The sequence below is a fragment of the Candidatus Jettenia sp. AMX1 genome (assembly GCF_030263775.1).
Taxonomy (GTDB): domain Bacteria; phylum Planctomycetota; class Brocadiia; order Brocadiales; family Brocadiaceae; genus Jettenia; species Jettenia caeni.
Genome location: NZ_SZPP01000016.1, coordinates 1 through 21,916, shown reverse-complemented (window position 1 = coordinate 21,916; position 21,916 = coordinate 1). Strand labels below are relative to the sequence as shown.

Genomic DNA, 21,916 nt, shown 5'->3' with positions numbered 1-21,916 from the left:
TTTCCTATGTTTGGTAAAACAACGAATATTAATCCTTACCCGGGACCACGTCCTTTTAAAGAGGAAGATCCATGCCCGTTTTTTGGGCGTGATCGTGAAATAGAAGAACTTGCGTCTCTCATTATTGCCCATCGTACAGTTCTACTTTATGCCCAGTCAGGAGCTGGCAAGACATCACTCATGAATGCTGGAGTCATTCCTCTACTCAAGGCTGATAAGTGTCAAGTGCTCCCTGTTGCTAGGGTGCATGGCTTTGAGCCAGAAGATCTGGATCCCAAAGAAAAATTTAACATCTACGTCTTTAACACTTTGTCGAGCTGGGTAGGAGAGATTGAAAATCCCAGATCGCTTCTCTCCTTCTCTCTTATAACCTTTTTGGAAAAATTCAAACGTGGAAAGGATAAAAAAGATCGTCCAGTTTTGAGAGTAGCCATTTTCGATCAATTCGAGGAAATATTTACTTCATATCCAGAACATTGGAAGGAACGAGAAGATTTTTTTCGTCAAGTAAACTCCGCCCTTGAGGCTGATCATCTATTACGAGTTCTATTTATCATCAGAGAAGATTTTCTTGCAAATTTAGACCCTTATGTCGATTTCCTGCCCAAAAGGCTACGTATCCGTTATCCGTTAGAGCGTTTAAGAGAAAAAGCGGCATGCGAAGCGGTCAGCAAGCCATTAGATGGCACTGGCTACACATTTGCAGAAGGGGTAGCTGAACATCTTGTGGAAGAATTGCTTAAGATCAGGGTAAAAGGTTCAAAAGATACCATTGGACAATTTGTTGAACCTGTGCAGCTTCAGGTTCTCTGCTATGATCTCTTTAACAATTTGCCACCAGGAGTTACTAAGATCACATCTGATCTTCTCATAAAGTACATAGATGTAGATGAGGTACTCAAAAGATATTACGAAAATGCGATCAAAAAAACCAAGAAACACGTCAAGGAAAGAAGATTACGTAGGTGGTTTGATGAAAAACTTATCACTCCTGCAGGAACCCGTGGTACCGTTTTTTGTGACGAGAAAAGTAAATGCACCGGTGGAGTTCCAAATAAGGCAGTAGAAGTTTTGCAACAAGAACACATCATTCGTTCTGAGACCCGTGCAGGTGCCCAATGGTATGAACTGGCTCATGATCGATTCATTACCCCAATTCAGAACTCCAACAGAAGCTGGAATAAGAGTGCCCTAAAACGGACCTATGTGAAATTAATCATTGTACTGCTCGTAATTTCATGTCCTTCAATATTGGGTATACAATTTCTTTTGCACAAATATGAGTATCATCAGAACACGGATAAAATAATTGAAGTTCTTAAAAAAAAGTATGATGGAAAGAATTACGATTACCTCAATAAATGTGTTGATGGTGATCTTTATAAAGTAGCATCATATCTTTGGAATCCTCCACCTACAAGTATCTTCTCATACGTATCATATCTTTGGAGGAAACAGGATTGCCAAAGGCTAGAGAGCCTCTTGAACTACCTTAGAGAGGTAAAAGATATTATTATAAAATTTTATGGAGTTAACAAATCTTCATTAGAATCATCATTCGATACTGAAAAAGAGCAAAGTGAGACAGAATATTATGAGAGTGATAATTCTTCAATAAAAACATCAAGTGACAAATATTTATTTATTCTAAAATTTAACTCTAAATTTCTTGATAAGTCACAATTACAATATTACTGGAAAAACATTGCCGGTAATTTTTTCTCATCATTTGGAATACCAGTACCTTTACGCCTGAAATTTGAGGAAGATGAAAATTTATCCTCAGATAAAATCTGCATCAGATTACCCAATCCTCCTGAAGGTTCTTATGAGAAAAGTGAAAAAAAAGAACCACAATCTCTCAGAGAACAAAAACTCATAGAACAGAAAACTGGAAAACAAAGATCCGGAAAAAAACCTTTGGAAGTATCTATATCTTGGGATCAAATCTGGATACCTACCCAAAACTTACCTGAATCCATTATGAATTTTTATGACAATGGAAACCATGAATGGGAGTGGATAGCGGCTGACAAGGAAACTGTGTTATCTGTACCACGTTGGACTTTGCCTTTATGGAAGGCAATTCCATGGCAAGTGTATCCACCAGAAAAGACGGTTATGTACTCATTATGTAAAGAATTGAACAAAGAGCTGAGCGAAAACTCTCAATATATCGCCATACTTACTACTGGAGCTATTGAATCTTTGCGAGCTTATATTCCACAAACCATAGAAGAAATGCTTTTCGCTCGTGATAGCCTTGATGATGTACAAAAAGTACTTATTGAAGTGATAAAAAAGAATTCTGAAAAAAAATATCCACTGACAGAGTTCCCAATAACGCAAATCGCACAACTGCTAGATGCATTGGCAAAATATCCATCCTCTGATTTTAATGCACAAGAGGCGGCAGAGAAAATAATGGAAGATCTGTTTAAAAAGACGGAACCTTGTAACAAGCTAACAGGATCGAAGCGTAAAAGAGAGGTCATACAAGCAGGTGTTAAAGATACATATTATGATAAAAAAGATTATGACAAAACAGATGGTTATTCCCTTCCTACTTTTCAACTTCCCATTCGTGTGTATCTTGGTAAGGGATTGCTTAATTATTTTAGACGACCCGATGATAACTCACTGACTACGGAGGTATTAGAATCTATAGCAGAAGTTCGTGGAGATATTTACAAGAAATTTGGAGTAACGCCACCCGGTGTTAGGTTTCGTGAAGGTATCGATTTGAAAGAAAATGAATTTATGATAGAAATATTGAATCAGTCGGGTAAGGATGTATCGACTAAACCGATACAGCCAGATGTTGGTGTTGTAGAGTATTTCTCAAAAGAACTACTTGAACAGCTTATTGAATGGCGTGCAAAATGGCTGTCAGCCGAAAATGTACAAGAAATATTAGAAGGCCTTCCCAAAGCTCTTTGCAATTGGGTTGAGGCACAATACACACTCACTGATCTCAAGCAAATTTTACGAGCTGTGATAGCATCAGATAAAAGGGGTATCCATGAAATTGAAAGTGTAACCACGAATATACAGGATAACCTATCAGGACAAACCATACGCTATCCATCATGGTTGCTTGGGTCGCTAGTATTCTGGGTAAATGTAGTAAAAAATCGGTTGGATGGTGAGGAGATTTCCAATTATTTGCGCCAAACTCAAAATGCGCGCCTTTATCCACCCTACAAAGGAATACAAGAAAAAAAAGTTTACAAACTAATAAAAGATGGTATTCAGAAACTTCATAGTGAAAATATTGATGAGGCAGAACATTTATTTCAAAAAGCTGTGAAAGACAACAGTGTTGCTGCGCTTTATACCTTTTTGCATTTATATGCAAAAGCTCCCCAATTATCACTGAAAGAACAGGTACGGATGCCGCTTAATGAAAGCAAGTCTTTGCCTTCTGCTGGTAACGTTTCCACATGGAACAGTTATGCAGATGTAATTGTCCGTTGTGAACTTGAAGAATTTCGAGAACATTTTGAACAAAGTATAAATTCTGACCTAAGGCGCAAAATCCAATTATGTTTATTATCAAGGTATAAAGCAGAAGGACTTACCAGTAAAAAAGGTGAAATTCAAGAACTTCTCATAAAACAACATCATGATCGTGAGGAAATATGGTCCCCTGATGATGAATATCTCTTGGCTTTTTGGATACTTGCTGACAACGCCCAAAGTTTTTCTCCACATGAACAATTTAATCAAATCGATGAATTGCTGGTAAGCGCCTTCCAGAAATGGAAGGAGGATAAGGCATCTATTGCGTTTGAAGAACTGATAAATAATGTTTATACCGGGAACTATCCACGCTGGTTTTTATCAATGCTTGAAACATTGGCAAAGCAGCGCCCAAAAAGTTACTGGATTCCTTCTCTATTGGGACAACTGTTGATGGGTCAGAGTATAAGTGGAGCAGACATAATGAATGCACACAATTGGCTCATCAAGGCTAAGAACAATATTTCATTACTGAATATGATAGATGACCGTGAACGAATGCTCTCATGGCACAATTATTTCGATGCACAAGCATGTATCAATATGGCTATCTATGAACAAAAAAACCGTGAGCAGTTTTGCAAACAAGCAAAAGATTTACTTAATGAATTGAAATCTTCCGTTCTGTCAAATATAGATAAAACTGGGTGGCCTGTATTGGATGATATTTATAAATCCCTTGCGGATGTATTTATTTTAATGAATGACTATGAACAGGCAGCCAATATAGTGGAAGAAGGTTTACATAACTCGGGTGAACATCAGAATTTGCTATATGAGAAGTTCTTCGTTCATTTAGCAAGATTGCAAATCGATTTAGCAGTTAAACTGGCAAAAGAGGTTATGAACGGCCCTCAGCGTGATAATCCTGATATACTTTATCTTGCAGCATTAGCACAGATTCTAACCCGCGAGGGTGAATATGAGTACGTAGGGAGGTACTTCATTGACACTTCCCATGAATATACTGACTATATCCGGATGATGCTTTCTTGGTCTTTGAGTACAAAAGGGAAAACCGAAGAGGGTCAAGATATCTTATTTGAACGGTGGAAGACTATTGATCCTAATACATGGTCTGAGCGCATGGGACAGGGTGATGCCAAAGTATGGAAAGAGATGCTTATTGGATATTATTTGGGTAATATCCAATCCAACATGATTTTCGGTCCACTCGAGGATCGAGAGATATTTGAACACTCAACGCTAAGTTGCTTAGGACAATCGCTTGAAGGACTTCGCTGTGAAGCTTATTTTTATGATGCGTTACTTCAAGGAATCAGTGGTAATCCTACCACCCGTAAAGAACGAATGTTGGACCGATTAGAAAAAGTTCAAGAAACTCGAATTCCTATCTATTATGAATACCATATGGCCCGATATCTCAAAGGGCAGTTGATGAAAGAACAGACAAATTGATATTACTTTGTTAAAAGTTGGAAATAGTCATGCCTGAGGTTACCGAAAATATACAAAAAATCGTAAATAACAAAGTGGCTTATGCAAATAGCTGGGAATATCTTTCTGATGAGCTTAAGCGATTAGATTTACTCATCTATTTGCAAATGATCAGACAGCGAAGCAAGTCTCCAGTAAATCCATTGGAACATTTCAAGGGATTGGTTATTACAGAAGAAGAGATTAACTGCCTGCTAAGAACGGATATCGGTCAGTTAACCGATGAAAACCTAACGAATCACAATGATTCTGAGAATCATCCAGTAGTTAATAGCTTAAATCAATTGGAATCCCAAATTCAAGCACGACGAACCGCCAGCCTCTGGGAAGGTGTGTATTTATCATTACCACATCTCTCACAACTTTTCCATCTTACCCCTTTTGAAGAGCAATGTTTAATCATCTGCCTGGCGACAGAACTTGATCGTAAATACGAGAAACTCTATGCCTACCTGCAAGATGATATAGCACGTAAAAAACCGGGCGTTGACCTCGTGCTCAGCTTGCTCTGTAATACAACAGAAGAGAAACTAAGAGCACGATTGGTGTTTGATCCACAGGCAACTTTACGAAAATATCAACTCTTACAAATTATCGATAACTCATCAGATGGTCAAACACCTCTGCTATCGCGTTTTCCCAAACTGAATGACCGAATCGTAAACTTCCTTTTAGGGTTCGGACAGATAGATGCCTGTCTTGGGTCTGCTGTTGAAATAGTTACCCCTCAGTTGGAGTGGGACCAGGTAATGGTAGCTGAGGAAATTAAGAGCCGGATGCAAAGGTTTATCAGTTCATATTTCAGTAAGAAAAAGCCTGCCCAGCAAAATGTGATATTCTATTTTTATGGACCTTATGGATCAGGGAAACGATCTCTGACCGAGGCAGTTTGCCATGACTTTGGAATCTCTTTGATTATGAGCGATATGAGAAAAATGCTGCATGGACAACTGCCTTTTGAAGAGATAGTAGGGGTATTGTATCGAGAGGCCGTGCTGCAATCAACGGCCCTTTGCCTGCAGAATTTTGATTGCCTGCTTGCCGATGATGAGAAACATCATTTCCACTTGAGATCCTTCCTTGAAATGATTCAAAAATTTTCTGGATTGACCTTATTTCTTCTAGGCAACAGACCCTGGAAGTTGCAAGGGTTGTTGAACGCTCATACCTGGTGCGAGCCTGTCGAACCTCTGTTCATTGACATAGAACTTCCAATTCCTGGTGATAAAGCAAGGAAATACATTTGGGAGAGCCATCTCAGTAGGCGTTATCAACTTGCAAGCGACGTGGATTTGGGGGCATTAGCCAGCAAGTTCCGATTTACTCCGGGCCAGATTCGGGATGCCCTCACTGCTTTGGAGAATCATACACACTGGCGCTTGCACGGAAATGAGCAGATTACGATGGCAGACCTTTATGCCGCATGTCGTGCCCAATCGGATTCAAAGTTAAATACCCTTGCGAGTAAGATAGAGCCAAAATATACCTGGGATGATATCGTGCTACCCGATGATGCCCTTACCCAATTATGGGAGATTTGTCAGAGGGTCTCTTATCGCCACCACGTAATGGGTGAATGGGGATTTGGCCAAAAACTTTCTCTTGGTAAGGGAATCAGTGCATTATTTGCCGGCTCGTCAGGTACCGGTAAAACCATGGCCGCTGAAATCATTGCTCATGAATTGGGGCTTGATCTTTACAAGATCGACCTTTCGCAGGTTGTTAGCAAATATATTGGCGAAACCGAGAAGAATTTGAATAGTATCTTTGCTACGGCCGAGAATGCCAACGCTGTTCTTTTCTTTGATGAGGCAGACGCGCTCTTTGGTAGACGTTCTGAGGTACATGACTCCCACGATCGCTATGCTAATATTGAGATTTCTTATCTCCTTCAGAAGATGGAGCAGTACGAGGGTATTGCTATTCTTGCAACAAACCTGTGTCAGAACCTTGATGAAGCGTTTGTACGCCGTCTGGCCTTCGTCGTCCATTTTCCGTTTCCCGATGAGGCAAATCGCAAACGCATATGGACCAAGATTTGGCCATCGGAGGTTCCTCTAGCAGAGAGTGTAGACTTGAATCTTTTAGCTCATCGATTCAAACTAAGTGGAGGAAATATAAAAAATATTGCATTGGCAGCATCATTTCTGGCAGCAGCCGATGGTAAGGTTGTGAAGATGGAACACCTTTTCCATGCTACACAAAGGGAGTATCAGAAACTCGGCAAAACCTTATCTGAAACAGAACTTTATGGTTCCTATAGTCGGGCAATTGTTACTAAAGAGTGAATAATAAACAATTGAATATAGAAAAATTAACTTATGGGTAAACTTACTTTAACAAAATCAGCGAAGGACAAACATAGCACGCAGAACAAGGGGCATTCATATGAACAGACTCCCCTATCAAATATGGCTGATCCTCAGGCAAGTATCTTGGCCTTACAACATGCTGTTGGGAATCAGGCAGTCAGCCATTTATTGCAACCAAACGCTTATGCATTTGCGAAATTTGATAAAAGTGTACCACCAATTGTAAGAGCTGTATTAAACAGTGGCAGTCAGCCTCTCGGCCAAATAACTCGTGATTTTATGGAATCGCGATTTGGATATGATTTTAGCTTGGTACGTATGCATAATGATATACCGAGCGCAAAATCGGCGGATGTACTAAACGCTAAAGCCTATACAGTAGGCAAAGATGTGGTGTTTGGATCAGGCTACTATCAACCGGAGACGGCAGCAGGAAAACAACTCCTGGCACATGAATTGGCACATGTAATACAACAAGACAGAGGAAGGATTTGTGCTTCGGTCCCTCTTTCAGAAAGCATGCTGGAACAAGCCGCAGATCAGGCCGCATTGACCTTAGCACAGAGCTCCGTGTCTATTCAAGTTACGGGAGCCAGTGCACCAGGGCTGGCTCGACAGCCATTAGACCAGGGACAAGAACTTCCAAAGTTTAATAATTCGCAGAAAGGTAAACTCAATGATATAGTTAATTTAATGGAACGATTTGGTATCGATTGGACTGCCCTTGGATTAAAGGATAGGAAGGCAGTAATAGAGTTTTTTTCACAATATGGAAAAGTTGATGATGCACTTGCTGATCTTAAGATAAAGCTTCAAAGAGAAATTGATATTAAAGGAATTTATGCAGAAGCTCAATCGGCAACAACAATAAAACGTGTATTTTCATCAGAATCACCTGAGAGTCAGGCTGTTAAGGAGATTGCGGCCCCGGATATTCCAAAAGGGACAAAATTACCACGGGGAACTGAAAAAGTAATTAAGGGTAAAGGAGGTTATTGGGGAGGAGAACGTGGTCATGCACTTTGGTATTCGGAGATCGAAGAAGTGAACAAAATTACAAATTATAAACCCATACCGTTCCGAAATGGAAAAGTAGACTTTTCCCAATGGGCAGTAGAGCGTGCCATCATTCCTAATATGACCGGGAATGATGACAAAGACTTTGCTCAAGCGGATAGAAGCCTTGCCTATCAGAAGCCGGAAAAATTTGAGAACCAAACAAAGGTAGCAGAGTATCGAAAAAAGAATAAATTAACATGGCATCATGATATTGATGAGAAAACGATGCTACTAGTTCCATTCGAGTTAAACGATAAAGTTCCTCATGTTGGCGGTGCCTCATCGGCAAGAAAAAGGCCTCTCAATCCTAGTGCATCCCATATAAAAGCTCGCGTAGTGCGTTCGAAACCTATTGCAAAGAAATCCATCAAACCCATTGCACCTAAGGTTCCTCTTGCAACAACCGCCTATACACCGACTGCGTCTCCCAAAGACAAGGTTCCTGCATCGGTTACTCCGACTGAGTCCTCGGCACTCAAGTCTCACACTGTGCGACCAAGTGGTCGCGGGGCAGTCTTTACCCCCGGTTCGAAAACCGTGAAGGCGTCAACAAGTCCGGAGTTGTTGGAGGGTTCGCTAGAGCTTGGATATTTTCCGAAGGCAAAAGTAGCTTCCGTCGGGAAATCGACTTCCAAGGCAACTCCAAAAGTACTTAAGCCTCCCCCGCATACAAGCCACGAGACCAGCGCACCCAAACCCTCTCCCTCGACCGAGTCCTCGACACTCAAGCCGACCACGACAGCTACAAAGAATGTAGGAGTAGCCATACGGGGGGAATCATCATTATTCGTTGAAGGTCTCACTTGGTCAAAGGGGGTTTTGAGGGCCCAAGCTGGTGCTGCAGCAGTTGCTCAATTTATAGGCCCTGCTCTGGAACGTCTCAACGAATTAGGTATCCGATATCGCATAGAATCGGATCTAGAAAAGCTACGACCGAAAATCGAAGAATATCAAATGGCTCACCCGGACCAGGGCGTCCTCGTAGTCGTAACGTTACAAAAATCTAAAATCGTGACAGATCCAGGTGTACCTGGGCCTCTTCCAAGTGTTCTTATAACGCACAATCCCCAATATGGGGGAGAGACAAAAAAAGAAGCGATAACTCGCTGGGTGTCTGAACCTAAATTAACAGTAATTCCAGGTAAGGGTTTTACGGGATCAGATGAATATATATGGTTTCCCCCTAATCCACAATTACAATTTTATAAAACAGGTATCATTGGAAAGTATAGAAGCAATAATACTAATCAAGTGCTTCATATTTCCTTCGATAAAGAAAATGTTATGCATATTGAAGCATGGGATAGCAGCAATGGTGAGAAATACTTAGTCAATGCGAGTCAATGGAAGACTGACTTTCGTAATGGGGTCTCAGTACTTAGAATCACATTTACCAAGCGTTCTACGGGTTTAATAATCGATAGTGAAATAAAATACGTTGACCCAAATACGCTTCAAGAATCTTATGAAATACGTTCCTATCATAACTATGGGGCTCGTAGCGAATCAATTTTAAGAAAAACATTGTTTTAACTTTGGTCCGAATCCATTAGCGAAGATACATTGCTTAGAAATTCGAATGTAGGCAAAACCACAAACAATGGGTTGGATATCTATCTGCTAGATCTGTGAAAGATGCAAGCTGCATATTCAAAATCGGGTGACTCTGTCTTTATGGCATATAGCGGATATAGACAGCGTGTTGGGTAGAGAGGAGATCTTGATGATACGAGGACAACGTAAGTGCGATTCGTGATTACGATTCAAGAAAGTGAAATTACCCAACGGTAAAAAATTTCAATAATCATTTGCCAAAAAACTGAAAATTAATGATTAACCTATTCGAATACATGCTACGAAAAATACTAATAGACAATATGATCGGTTTCCGTGTGGCACTATTACCATACATGCCAAATTTGCTAGTAATGAAAGATTAGGTGGGCCTCCGGCTGGCAAGTGATAAGTGTTGGTTAAGAATGTCAATAAGTTATACTCAATGCGCTTAATATCTATCTTGCTGGGCTACGTGAGAATTGTAAGGTGTATTCAAATGAACGGATACGTAATTGTAATAATGATATTAACTTTTTAGCTAAAGCGAATATTAACATTAAGAATTTGTCGGTTTAGGGGAGTAAGCATAATTGATCGATAAACTAGATAGCGTCCTGGATCACTTGTTTAGATCAAAAGTAGATCTTTTAAAGTCTGGATCTCCTCCAACTGTTATTGACGGCCAAATTGACTTTCAACCACCAGATGATGCCTGGATTACTCATGTAAATGGCCTGGGGTCCAGAAAGGCATTGAATGTTTATCTCATTGATTTACGCGAAAATGTAAATCTGCGCTCGAATGAAAAGGTACGCAGTTATAACAACGGCGTCATCAGTGAAGAACTGGCACCGGTACAAATGGATTGCCATTACTTGATAACGGCATGGAGCCCTGCCTCCGAACAGCAAGGGAAAACGATAGAGGAGCATCAACTATTATACCAGGTACTGGCTGTTCTTTTGAACAACCGGCCAATAGTACCACGGAAAATATTTGAGCCTGATCCACTGCCAAGTAATTTTCCGGATATCCTGGCAGATGCTGAACTGCCCATGACTATTGTCCCTGCTGAGGGTTTTCCCAAACTTGCAGAATTCTGGGGTACGATGGGGAACAATCGCCGTTGGAAGCCTGGTGTTTATGTAACAGTAACTTTACCGGTGATACTTGATAAACAGATCTCCGGGCCGATGGTTATTACGAGAGATATAAAATTAGGAGAACGAACTTCACCAGATGAAAGAAAGATTAAACCTGGTACACTGGATGAACTCTTCCGTATCGGTGGCCAAGTTACTCAGAGTGCAGGTGTACCAGTTGAAGGAGCTTCCGTTATGATTTTTGAGCTGGGCATTACCACAAAAACCAATAAAGACGGGCGATACAGTATTGGCACGTTACGGAGAGGACAATATACCTTGCATGCGGAATTTGATACCAGAGTGAGAGAAAAACGCATTACTATTCCAGCAAAGAAAGGGAGTGATTATAACGTAGAGCTATAGATAATTTAAAGAGAAGCACTCCTGGTTATTGTTCTCTTACTCTGTAGTTATATAGATCATATGCAGGGCGAGGCTTTAGCCTTGCCAGGCAACCCTAAAGGGTTGCCCTACGAAATTGAAATTCCTCAACGTTAAACCAAGATATACCATAATTCTGATAAAGGTATCTATAGCAAGTGTGATCAACGTAATATTCGTTACCAAAAACTAGAAAAAGTAAAGGAGGTAGGTATGCCAGAATATTTATCACCGGGCGTTTATGTGGAAGAAGCGCAACCATCGGCCCGGCCTATTGCAGGTGTTGGGACAAGTACGGCGGGATTTATTGGAGTTGTTCCTGATGATGTTACAATGCCATTACTCCCCGGTCGCACAGGAGAAAAGGCAGATGGTACACCAGAACCGGACGATTTTTATAAGGTAGTCGATGCAGGTAAACCTCAGTTAATTACAAGTTGGGAACAGTTTAAGAATAAGTTTGGAGATTTTCAAAAACAAAAAACAGGAACGGGAGGATGGGGTAATTCTGATTACACTGCTTATTTACAAATTCAACATGCCATTTACGGATTTTTTAACAATGGTGGTACACGTTGCTGGATTCTTCGGGTTAAACAAGCGACGGACTTAGCGGATTTAACCGATGATTTGAAGAAATTTGAGCCAATTGATGAAATTGCCATTGTTGCAGTGCCAGGCGTAACAACAAAACCACAACAGGATGCCATCATTGATCATTGCGAGAATATGCTCGATCGCGTAGCTATACTTGACGGCACGCAGAAGCCAGCTAAGTTGACAGTCGATGATATCAAGGGTGGTACGCCAACTGCTCCAACGAAGGATAGCAAATATGCTGCACTCTACTTTCCGTGGATTAACGTATTCGATCCGATTAGTAAAGAGAACATTCCACAACCTCCCAGTGGGCATATAGCAGGCGTATATGCACGGGTTGATGGTGAACGGGGCGTACATAAAGCCCCTGCTAATGAAATTGTTCGAGGTGCAGCAGACCTTGATACAGGAATAAGCAGATTAGATCAAAATGGCTTGAATCCGAAAGGAATCAATGTCATCCGCGCCTTCAACGGTAATTTCAAAATCTGGGGAGGACGAACGTTAGGTGGTGATGATAACGGTGATTTCAGATATATCAGTACACGCCGCTTTTTCAATTTCTTGCGAGAGTCTATTGATGAAGGAACACAATGGGTGGTTTTCGAGCCAAATAGTCCTGCATTATGGCAGCGCATTAAGCGCACAGTTAGTGATTTCCTGCTCAGACAATGGCGGGACGGGGCATTATTTGGAGAGACACCAGAGAGGGCATTTTTTGTTAAGTGTGACGAGGATACTAACCCTGCAGAAGTACGAGAGGTGGGGCAGGTGGTTACAGAGATTGGCGTTGCAATTGTCAAGCCCGCTGAATTTGTTATATTCCGTATACAACAGACAACGGGCGGGTAATACATAATCGAGTGAATAAGAAAGGAGAAATTTAAAATGGCAAGAGTGGACCCTTTTAAAAATTTTAGATTCCTGGTAGAGATCGATGGAATAGTACAGGCAGGATTTTCTGAATGCAGTGGATTCGGTTCCAACGTTGAGGTTGTTGAATATCGTGAGGGAGGCGATGCAGCAACAGTCCGGAAATTGCCTGGAAAGGTAAGTTATCCCGATATTATGCTGAAGTGGGGAATAACCGATTCTCATGAACTCTATGATTGGCATCTTACAGCGGTGAAGGGACAAATTCAGCGTAAAAATGGTTCAATCATCCTGCAGGATGATAACGGTCAAGAGAAGGTACGCTGGAATTTCTTCAGTGCGTGGCCGAGCAAATGGGATGGACCTGACTTTAATGCAAAAGGAAATGACGTGGCGATTGATAGCCTGACTGTAAGCTGTGAACGGGTAGAGCGGGCGTAAAATACAATATCAGGAGAATGACTATGTTTCAGACAGAATACGAGTTTACCTTACCTGTAGGTTATGTGGATCAGGATGGAAATTTGAATCGTGAAGGGGTAATGCGATTGGCCACAGCGGCAGACGAGATCCTGCCGATTAAAGACCCCCGTGTGCAGGCCAACCAGGCATATCTGGTCATAATCTTGCTTTCGCGGGTAATCACCAGGCTGGGGTCTCTATCCCAGATCAATCCCAAGATTATCGAGGGACTGTTTGCAGCCGATCTATCTTACTTGCAAGACTTTTACAACCGTATCAATCGAAACGGCAAGGCTAGTATTCAAACTATCTGCCCAAAGTGCACACACGAGTTTGAAGTGGAATTAAATCACGAGGGGGGATCATAGGCTACCCCATTGATGTGCTCCGTCAGGAGGTAGCCTTAATTGCATTCCATTTTCACTGGTCTTATGACCAGATTATGAACATGGGGCATAAGGAGCGAAATGAATGGGTGCGGGAAATCGTTAACGTACTATCTGAGAAATGTAAGAGATAATGATCAACTTAAATGAAGTAAAAAAAAGAGAAATAGTAAAGCACATAACAAGGGATTTTGCTCCATTAACGCAAAGATTAAACCGCATTGGTATTATTGAAAACAAAAAGAAAATTCTTGAGAAGAAATGGTCTCGGTTCAGTGAAGATGTAAAAGGGAAATATAATTCAGGCGTTATTGATTTAAAATCTTTAAAAGCGAAAGAAAAGATCGAAGACGTGAGAAGGAAATACTCGGTTAATAGAGACCGTGTATTTTCCATGGAGTCTAAGGAGAATCTATTATTCCCTAAAATTAATGTATGGGAAAGTTGGCCTGGAAATAGGAATATGCAAAGTAGTTACTCTATGCCTGGTCCGTCTAAGGAGAGAAAAGAAGCAGAAGGGCTAAAACAGAAATATGTTGTGAATAGAGAATCTGTTTCCTCTTTCAAATCAAAAAAGGATATGCCTCGAACTGGAACCAATGAAACCAATTTTGAGAAAGAGAATCTTAAAACAAAAATTGAGCGGAGCAGTCATTTGGTACTGAATTCTTCTTTAAAGGATTTTTTAGCTGGCATATTAAGTATTCGTATCCCTTCCGTGAAAATTTATGCAAACCAGGCGTCTGATGCCCTGGCGAAGAAATTCAGTGCTGATGCTATAACATATGAAGATAAAATCTTGCTTAAGAACGGTAAATATAATTCTCATGACAAAGAAGACATTGCCCTTCTTGGTCATGAGTTAACACATATTGCCGAATCAAGTATGGAAAAGAGAAACGCTCCGGGGTATACAAGACCCGATATTTTTAACCGTGGAGAGCAAGAAGCGCTTAATAATGAAAAGAAGGTGTTACAGTATTTTTCTTCTATCGAGACTTCTGAAGGGTATAAAGAACCGTCGAGTTTCAGTCACGGGGATAGCTATGCAAAAGGCAATCAAATGCCCCTTAAGCAAGCACATTCAATAAAAACTGCCTTAAGTTCCAGGGATCTAGGTTCTCCCTCTGAAACGAATATGAGGGTAAATGTTCCAACAGAATTGTCAGAAAAGCAACTCCGAATGATTAAAGAGGAGGTCTATCGGGATATCATGAATAGGATCAAAATAGATTTTGAGAGAGGTGGGTAAACAGCATGGCGCTCGAAAAGGCAACTATAACTAATTTACAAACAAAGGAACGTATCCCTGTCATGTTTAATCCTGAGGAATATTCTTTAGATATTGGGAATACCTTTGCTGAAATTGGTATCCCTGGTTTAAAAACCCCACCCATTCAATATATTCGTGGAAATGTGCGTAATCTGAAAATGGAACTTTTTTTAGATACCTATGAAAAGAAAAGCGATGTGAGAAATGAGACACGGAAAATAACGTCCCTGTTTGATAAGGACGTCCGTACACAAGCCCCGCCGATTCTGCTTTTTTCCTGGGGTGGACTGAACTTTCAATGTGTTTTAGAGAGTGTAGGGCAGCGTTTCATTCTGTTTTTAGAAAATGGTACCCCTGTACGGGCGAAACTATCAGTTACCTTGAAAGAATATGAGCCGGTAGAAATAGAAATTCAGCGAGGCCTTTTTATAGGTCCGCCAACGGTACGCAATATTATGGAGGGAGAAACCCTCAGTAAGATTGCTGGTGAGGTATTGGGTGATCCTGGCGCCTGGAGAGAGATTGCCGATTTGAACAACATTGATAACCCACGAAAGCCTGTAGCTGGAACGCCGTTAATTATACCTCCGAGGAAAACGAGGGTGCGGGATTAATGCAATAGTAAGGAAATTAAAAATAGCCACAGAGATCACTGGGAACTCAGAAGAACGTTCACGCTGAGGGTTCAGTCGAATAAGAGAAGGGAGCTTGTAGTATTCCCCTCTAAAAAGACTTATCATTACCCACAAGTCAGCAGAGGGAATTTGAGGTATTGCAAAATCACGGGGAACAGGGTGGCACGGACTGTACAGACGCATAATAATGCGTCTCTACGTTTGTCCGTGTCTGTTTGAATGTGCACCGGCAGAGGGAAGAGAAAACACTGACAAACAGAGTTTGTCGGTGCCACCCAAAACATGTTTACAGAGCCTGTAACAATCCGGAATCAAGCCGTTTCGGTGGATTAAACGGCTTGAATGATTTTTTTAAGAGCCGTCAGAACTATGCTTCATGATAGGTAAAGATGTGGGTAATGATAAGCTAAAAAGAGGAGACAAAGGGGTGTGTAAAAATTTTATCAATTTAAGAGGTCTACATGCATCAATATTATGCACCTGATTTTTTAGTAAAGATACAAGGTTTAACATTAGAGGCGGATGTCACCAACGCTATCATAGACCTAACCTATGATAATAACCTCGATACCGCCGATATGTTCACCCTTCGGCTCAATAACGCCGATTTACGTTTTACCGACTCTGCATTATTTGATGTAGGGAAAAATGTGGAGATCTATATGGGCTATGTGGGAGACATGCACCCGATGATGTTGGGAGAGATTACCGCAGTGAGCCCCTCTTTTCCCCAGAGTGGTGCGCCAACACTTACGGTTACCGGTTATGATAAATCTCATCGCCTGCGGCACAATAGTCCGGCACGATTTCCATTCAAATATATAAACGATAGCATAATTGCAGCCCAGATTGCTGCTGAAAACATGCTTATACCAATCATTGATCCTGCACCAATGCCCCCTCAAAAGAACGTACCACAGACAGGAAGTGACTGGGCACTTTTGCAGGAATTAGCTGATCGCAATTATTTTCAAGTTTATGTGTATTGGGATAAACTCTATTTCAGATTTCCACGACCACAAACTGAAATGGTTACTCTAGAGTGGGGAAAAAACTTAAGCAGTTTTAGTCCCCGCTTGTCAACATCAGCACAATTCGGAATACAGGAAATTCGTGGTTACGATTATGAACTTGCCCAGAAGATAGTTGCTGTCCTACCGGTAATTTCACTTGGAACTGATTTGGATGATATTACGGAACGTCTTGGGAATAATTTTTTTGACCGACTTGTTAACTTGGGAAGAAATGTAATTCGTAACCAACCAGTAAGCAATTATATCGAAGCGGAAGTACTGGCTAAATCAATTCTCAGGCAGATGCTGGAAGGATTATATGAGGGTTCAGGCACTTGCATTGGTATCCCTACTATTCGTGCTGGGGATATGATAGAAATCAGGGGAATAGGCAAACGCTTTAGTGGAAAATATAAACTGAGCAAGGTTACTCACACGATTAATGAAAGCGGGTATCAAACACAATTTGAAGTCACTCAAAAGTACACAAGCACCCTATTACAAAGCTTGCGGGAGAAGATCTCTGAGAGCCCTCCTCCAAATCAACAGGAAAAGATTTGTGGGGTTGTTATTGCTAAAGTTATAGACAATGTTGATAAAAAATCATTGGGTATGGTTCGGTTGTCATTCCCCTTTCTTTCTGATGACAACGAGAGCGATTGGGTACCGGTTGCCACACTTATGGCCGGGGATAAGATAGGGACTTATTTTCTGCCAGATATAGGTGATGATGTACTTGTGGTATTTGAACATGGTGATGTTAAAAAACCTATTGTTATAGGTAGTCTATGGAATACAAAGGCCATACCACCTGAAGCAAATAAGGGCAAAAATGAAAAAAAGGTGATCAAAACCAAGACTGGAATGCAAATCACGTTTGATGAAACGCCGGGTTCTGAGAGTCTTATTTTACAAGATAAAAAGGGTTCTATGATAAAAATGGATTCTGTAACAGGCAATATCATCATAGAAGCAAAAGAAAATGTAATAATTAAATCAGGAATGAATGGGAATATAGATCTCAACCCTTAGAGAGAAATACTTAGGAGAGATAAAATGGGAAATCTAATTGCGGTATCAGGTAGAACTTTAACGCAATCGGAGAAATCGCATCAAAATCTGGCATATACGATTACGGAAACCGACGTAAAAACTGTTAGAACTTTTGGACATGGGAAAGAAATTCTTATAAATCAAATTAAGTTAAGTTGTACCTGTTCAGGGGATTATGTTGCAGGCACTTCAACGTTTTCAGGAAAAGGTGAAGCTGCTATTGTAGCTAATTCGAAACGCGTGAAATGCGAGGGACAATCTATTTTACTTGAAGGAGATGAGGTAACAATAACTTGTGAAGGAACGATTACAGACAACAGTAGCGGAGCTACAGCAAAAGGTACTGCCACTGTTACTGTAAAGATAACTGATTCCAATCAGAAAAACATATTTACCAGCAAAACTTAATTCTTAGATTATGAATAAGATTATAAATAAACAAAGGGGAAAGTTGTGAATACAGATTTTATCGGTAAAGGCTTTGCATTTCCATTACAGATCAACTCTAGAGGCGGAATTCAGGAATCAAGGCAAGAGCAGAAGATTAAAGAGTCTATACTCATCATTTTAGGCACCCAGCATGGCGAACGGGTAATGAGACCGAATTTCGGCTGTAATTTAAAAAGCCTTGTATTTGAACCCAATAATACCACAACAGCAAATCTTGCACGTCACTATGTGCAAGAAGCACTAACCACATGGGAGCCCAGGATTATTCTGGAAGAGGTTATGGTAAAGAATGATAACAATGCGGGACGCCTTATGATTGATATTCGCTATCGAATAAAATCAACCAATGAACCGCAGAATATGGTATATCCGTTTTATCTGGAACAGCAATAAGGGAGAAAATTATGTCAAGAGGAAGATTGGAACCCCCAAATTTAGATGATCGAACATGGAAGGATATTGTTAATGAAGCCAAGGCCCTTATACCTAAATACGCCCCCGAATGGACCGATCATAACCCGAGTGATCTGGGAATTACCTTAATAGAATTATTTGCCTGGCTTGTTGAGGGAATGATCTACCGTCTTAATAAAGTACCGGAGAAAAACTTTATCGAATTTTTGAACCTTCTTGGAGTCACACGCAACCCCGCCGTACCTGCATCGACCTATTTAACCTTTGGGGGAGCTTCTAAAACTACTGTGAATAAGGGAAGCAAGTTTGCTACCCAGCAGAACACCGCAACGGAAGAGGCAATTGTTTTTGAGACGGATAAGGACTTAACAGTTTTACCCATTAACCTTGTAGCAGCTCGGTATATCACTGCTACGAATGAATACACAGATGTAACTTCTCATCTCGTCGATTCGCCCTTAACTGGAATGAAAATTGACATTTCTTCTAGTCAATCTATCAGATTTGTCCTTGGTTTTGACTCAAAGAGTAGCGAAGAGATTTCCTTGCTCCTCCGTTTTTCCAAACAAGTTAAAAAGGATGATATACAGATTACATGGCTTTATTCAAAGGATTCATCGGAACCCACAAGCTGGCCAGCTATGACCGTTAATGATGGGACTGATGCATTTGTTAAAAACGGAAGTGTGTCCTTTACTGTACCAAATGAATGGAGATCTCAAGATCCAGCATCATGGCCAGATAATACTTCTGACCCAGTTAAACAACCCCTATACTGGATTGGCATCAAAATTAATAATCCATCAATTCAATTAGTCCAATTAGGTCTGGAGCACATCCTCTTCAACAGTGTATCCGCAACCAATGCCCTAACGATAACTCAACCTGAGTTACTGGGTACAAGCAATGGTAAGCCATTTCAATTTTTTGAGTTGAAGAATCGTCCTCTTTATAAGAGACCAGGAGTATTAAATTCCTATGATCACTTAAACATTGAAGTTCGGGAGCCAAAAACAGGTGGAGGTTTTGGACAATGGACTCGGTGGATACACCTTGATGATCTCCCTCAAGGTGAAGGGAATTGTTTTCGCTTAGATCCAGTAACTGGGACTATTTATTTTGGCAACTATAATGCTGAGAAGTCTCCTGACGGTTATGGAACAGCTCCGCCTTTAGGAAGTGAAATACGTGCTTTTACATATCGTTATGTAGCGGGAGGAAATAAGGGGAACGTCCCTGCAAAAACAATAAATGTTGTTCGTAAAGTTGTTTTACCGGATACCGAAAGTGTCACTTATATTACTTCTGTGAAGAATCTAGGGACTGCTAAAGGTGGTTTTGATGAAGAGGAAATTGAAGAGACCAAAAGACGCGGTCCAGAGGTACTAAGGAAGCGTAATCGTGCTGTTACGCTTATGGACTATGAGTACTTAGCTAGAGAATCCTCGAAGGATATAAAGAAAGTTCGTGCCTTACCACCCAAACCCGATTCGAATTTTAAGCCCTGGGGTTTCGGTGGGCTAAACCGTTCTTCGGGTAAGGTTAATGTTATTATAGTGCCTGATGCATTAGATCTTCGTCCTAGGCCCGAAGAGAATCTTATTAATGAAGTCTCTGATTATTTAAATCAACGGCGGCCAATATCTGCACACCTCTTAGTAACAGGTCCTCGTTATTTGCCAATCAAGGTAGTGGTTACTATTAAGGTATGGAAATCAGCTATAGACAATGGACTTATTGAAAATCCTGCGATATACAGAGATTCTAAAGTAGATGAATTGATACGTTTTCTTCATCCAACGCGAGGTAAAATTGATGGATCAGGTTGGGAAATTGGAGAGTACATATACGTAAATCAGGTATTTGCCGCGATACAGCCACCTGTTGAAATTGGTTTTATTGATACTATAAGGTTGGAAGCAACGGATCCAGATTATTTTCCTCACAACGAAACAGACCGTCCTCCCGGATATAATGCCCATGGAAAGGGAAGTTGGATATTGGTAGCCGATTACGAGATGGTTTGTTATGGGGGAAAACCGGAAGATATAACTGTAACTATAGAACAATAATATATTATAGGTTAGAGATATGTTAAACGAGAAAAATAGCTACCTTCAATATCTCCCTTCGGTTCTCTGGGAGAGTGAATTAAAATTATCTAAATTTTCTTTAGAACGTTTCTTGTTAGTATTTGAAAAAATCCTGACTGGGCTAGATGATACAATTCCAATTCGTCATAATAATGATCACGAACATGTAAGTCTTGAACAGACTGTAGATGAGTTACACACGTTATACAACCCTTTCAAGGTTCAGTCAGACAATAAACAGTGGAGAGAAGAGTGGCTAGCTTATTTGTCCACTTGGCTAAATGTGAGATTACGGCAGGAATGGAATGAGTATCAAAAACGCAGGCTTATAAGTAATGCTGTTGAGATCTACAACCTCAGCGGTTTAAAACAAGGATTATTAAAATATTTGGATAATTATGTAATCTCAGAACTGAGACCTCGAATAGCTGTTGATATTGGGGAATCAGTCTTTCGTGTGGCTTTAGACGGTAAGAATGCTGGATGTGCACGTGTTGTTTTTAGTGGTCCTCCTATTATTCATCCTTTGGCTGTTGAGGTTGACAGAACCGGTTCCGAATCTAAGGGTCAAATTATTGTTAGTGATGCCGGTGCTTCTGAATATTCAATACCACCAAAATTATGGCGGATGAGAAGGAATGGTGAAATTGGAGACCCTCCAATTTATGACGGTTCTGTAATTGATTTTGGTGGAGGAAATAAACAACCTATTTATAGTCCTATTGCTATAAGAGATGATTCCAAGGGTTACTATGTAGTTGCAGATGAAGGTAATGCAGCGACTGAAACAGGATCGAAAATTGTAAGATTTGATAAAGCACGTCCACATACTGCAGAGTTGGTTAAGACTAATAATATAAATATAATCAGAGCAATAGATATGGTAATAGATAATTCTAGGAATTATGTTGTTTTGGATCGTGGTACTTATGGTACTACTGCTGAAAACAATTGCAAGATACTAATTATTGAACCTAATGGCAATGTTCTAAAACACGAAATTTCTATTATAGAACCAACTGCAATTGCTCTTGATCCTAAAGGAAATTACATTTTTGTTGCCGACGCAGGCGATCAATCAACTCCGGGGCCTGACGGAGATTACCGTACTACGAATATTTATAAGATAGATCGGCTTTGTTGCACAAATCCGATAAAAAAGCAGTTTTTCCCTGTAGTATGCAATTTATGAGATCGCATAACTTTCCGGCATTCCTAATTTCATCATAC

Annotated in this window: 15 protein-coding genes; all 15 read left to right on the top strand. The window is 40.6% G+C overall.

Annotation, left to right across the window (positions count from 1 at the left end):
• Positions 1-6: 6 nt before the first annotated feature.
• Positions 7-4,941: an ATP-binding protein gene (locus FBQ94_RS06530; RefSeq protein WP_007220580.1), complete on the top strand. Its 4,935-nt coding sequence runs from the start codon at positions 7-9 to the stop codon at positions 4,939-4,941.
• Positions 4,942-4,970: 29 nt separating this feature from the next.
• Entirely contained in the window at positions 4,971-7,268 is a 2,298-nt protein-coding gene (locus tag FBQ94_RS06525) for an AAA family ATPase (RefSeq protein ID WP_007220579.1), read from the top strand.
• A 33-nt stretch (positions 7,269-7,301) separates the two neighbouring features.
• Positions 7,302-9,884: an eCIS core domain-containing protein gene (locus tag FBQ94_RS06520; protein WP_007220578.1), complete on the top strand. Its 2,583-nt coding sequence runs from the start codon at positions 7,302-7,304 to the stop codon at positions 9,882-9,884.
• Positions 9,885-10,498: 614 nt separating this feature from the next.
• Positions 10,499-11,416, top strand: a complete 918-nt coding sequence (locus FBQ94_RS06515; RefSeq protein ID WP_007220577.1) for a Pvc16 family protein — start codon at positions 10,499-10,501, stop codon at positions 11,414-11,416.
• A 231-nt stretch (positions 11,417-11,647) separates the two neighbouring features.
• Entirely contained in the window at positions 11,648-12,886 is a 1,239-nt protein-coding gene (locus tag FBQ94_RS06510; RefSeq protein ID WP_007220576.1) for a phage tail sheath family protein, read from the top strand.
• A gap of 36 nt (positions 12,887-12,922) precedes the next feature.
• Positions 12,923-13,348 (top strand): phage tail protein, encoded by a 426-nt coding sequence (locus tag FBQ94_RS06505; protein WP_007220575.1) that lies wholly within the window; start codon positions 12,923-12,925, stop codon positions 13,346-13,348.
• Positions 13,349-13,371: 23 nt separating this feature from the next.
• The gene (locus FBQ94_RS06500; protein ID WP_040543258.1) at positions 13,372-13,737 is read left to right on the top strand and encodes a hypothetical protein; all 366 of its coding nucleotides are present in this window, start codon (positions 13,372-13,374) and stop codon (positions 13,735-13,737) included.
• 14 nt (positions 13,738-13,751) lie between these two features.
• Entirely contained in the window at positions 13,752-13,889 is a 138-nt protein-coding gene (locus FBQ94_RS17435) for a DUF6760 family protein (protein WP_352246414.1), read from the top strand.
• A complete protein-coding gene (locus FBQ94_RS06495; RefSeq protein ID WP_007220574.1) occupies positions 13,889-15,007 on the top strand; it encodes an eCIS core domain-containing protein in 1,119 nt (372 codons plus the stop codon). Before FBQ94_RS17435 ends, FBQ94_RS06495 begins: the two co-directional genes overlap by 1 nt.
• Positions 15,008-15,012: 5 nt before the next feature.
• Positions 15,013-15,642: a CIS tube protein gene (locus FBQ94_RS06490; RefSeq protein WP_007220573.1), complete on the top strand. Its 630-nt coding sequence runs from the start codon at positions 15,013-15,015 to the stop codon at positions 15,640-15,642.
• A gap of 482 nt (positions 15,643-16,124) precedes the next feature.
• Positions 16,125-17,708, top strand: coding sequence for a phage baseplate assembly protein V (locus FBQ94_RS06485; RefSeq protein WP_007220572.1), 1,584 nt, complete (start codon positions 16,125-16,127; stop codon positions 17,706-17,708).
• Positions 17,709-17,732: 24 nt separating this feature from the next.
• On the top strand, positions 17,733-18,137 hold the full coding sequence (locus FBQ94_RS06480) for a hypothetical protein (protein WP_007220571.1): 405 nt from the start codon (positions 17,733-17,735) through the stop codon (positions 18,135-18,137).
• Positions 18,138-18,182: 45 nt separating this feature from the next.
• Entirely contained in the window at positions 18,183-18,572 is a 390-nt protein-coding gene (locus FBQ94_RS06475) for a GPW/gp25 family protein (RefSeq protein ID WP_007220570.1), read from the top strand.
• A gap of 11 nt (positions 18,573-18,583) precedes the next feature.
• On the top strand, positions 18,584-20,665 hold the full coding sequence (locus FBQ94_RS06470) for a baseplate J/gp47 family protein (RefSeq protein WP_007220569.1): 2,082 nt from the start codon (positions 18,584-18,586) through the stop codon (positions 20,663-20,665).
• A gap of 19 nt (positions 20,666-20,684) precedes the next feature.
• A complete protein-coding gene (locus tag FBQ94_RS06465; RefSeq protein WP_007220568.1) occupies positions 20,685-21,878 on the top strand; it encodes a phage tail protein in 1,194 nt (397 codons plus the stop codon).
• Positions 21,879-21,916: the final 38 nt, after the last annotated feature.

Coding starts and splice junctions, on each gene's coding strand:
- FBQ94_RS06510 (WP_007220576.1), top strand. CDS start 11,648: ATGCCAGAATATTTATCACCGGGCGTTTATGTGGAAGAAGCGCAACCA.
- FBQ94_RS06465 (WP_007220568.1), top strand. CDS start 20,685: ATGTTAAACGAGAAAAATAGCTACCTTCAATATCTCCCTTCGGTTCTC.
- FBQ94_RS06480 (WP_007220571.1), top strand. CDS start 17,733: ATGGGAAATCTAATTGCGGTATCAGGTAGAACTTTAACGCAATCGGAG.
- FBQ94_RS06495 (WP_007220574.1), top strand. CDS start 13,889: ATGATCAACTTAAATGAAGTAAAAAAAAGAGAAATAGTAAAGCACATA.
- FBQ94_RS06485 (WP_007220572.1), top strand. CDS start 16,125: ATGCATCAATATTATGCACCTGATTTTTTAGTAAAGATACAAGGTTTA.
- FBQ94_RS06490 (WP_007220573.1), top strand. CDS start 15,013: ATGGCGCTCGAAAAGGCAACTATAACTAATTTACAAACAAAGGAACGT.
- FBQ94_RS06530 (WP_007220580.1), top strand. CDS start 7: ATGTTTGGTAAAACAACGAATATTAATCCTTACCCGGGACCACGTCCT.
- FBQ94_RS06525 (WP_007220579.1), top strand. CDS start 4,971: ATGCCTGAGGTTACCGAAAATATACAAAAAATCGTAAATAACAAAGTG.
- FBQ94_RS06500 (WP_040543258.1), top strand. CDS start 13,372: ATGTTTCAGACAGAATACGAGTTTACCTTACCTGTAGGTTATGTGGAT.
- FBQ94_RS06520 (WP_007220578.1), top strand. CDS start 7,302: ATGGGTAAACTTACTTTAACAAAATCAGCGAAGGACAAACATAGCACG.
- FBQ94_RS06505 (WP_007220575.1), top strand. CDS start 12,923: ATGGCAAGAGTGGACCCTTTTAAAAATTTTAGATTCCTGGTAGAGATC.
- FBQ94_RS06470 (WP_007220569.1), top strand. CDS start 18,584: ATGTCAAGAGGAAGATTGGAACCCCCAAATTTAGATGATCGAACATGG.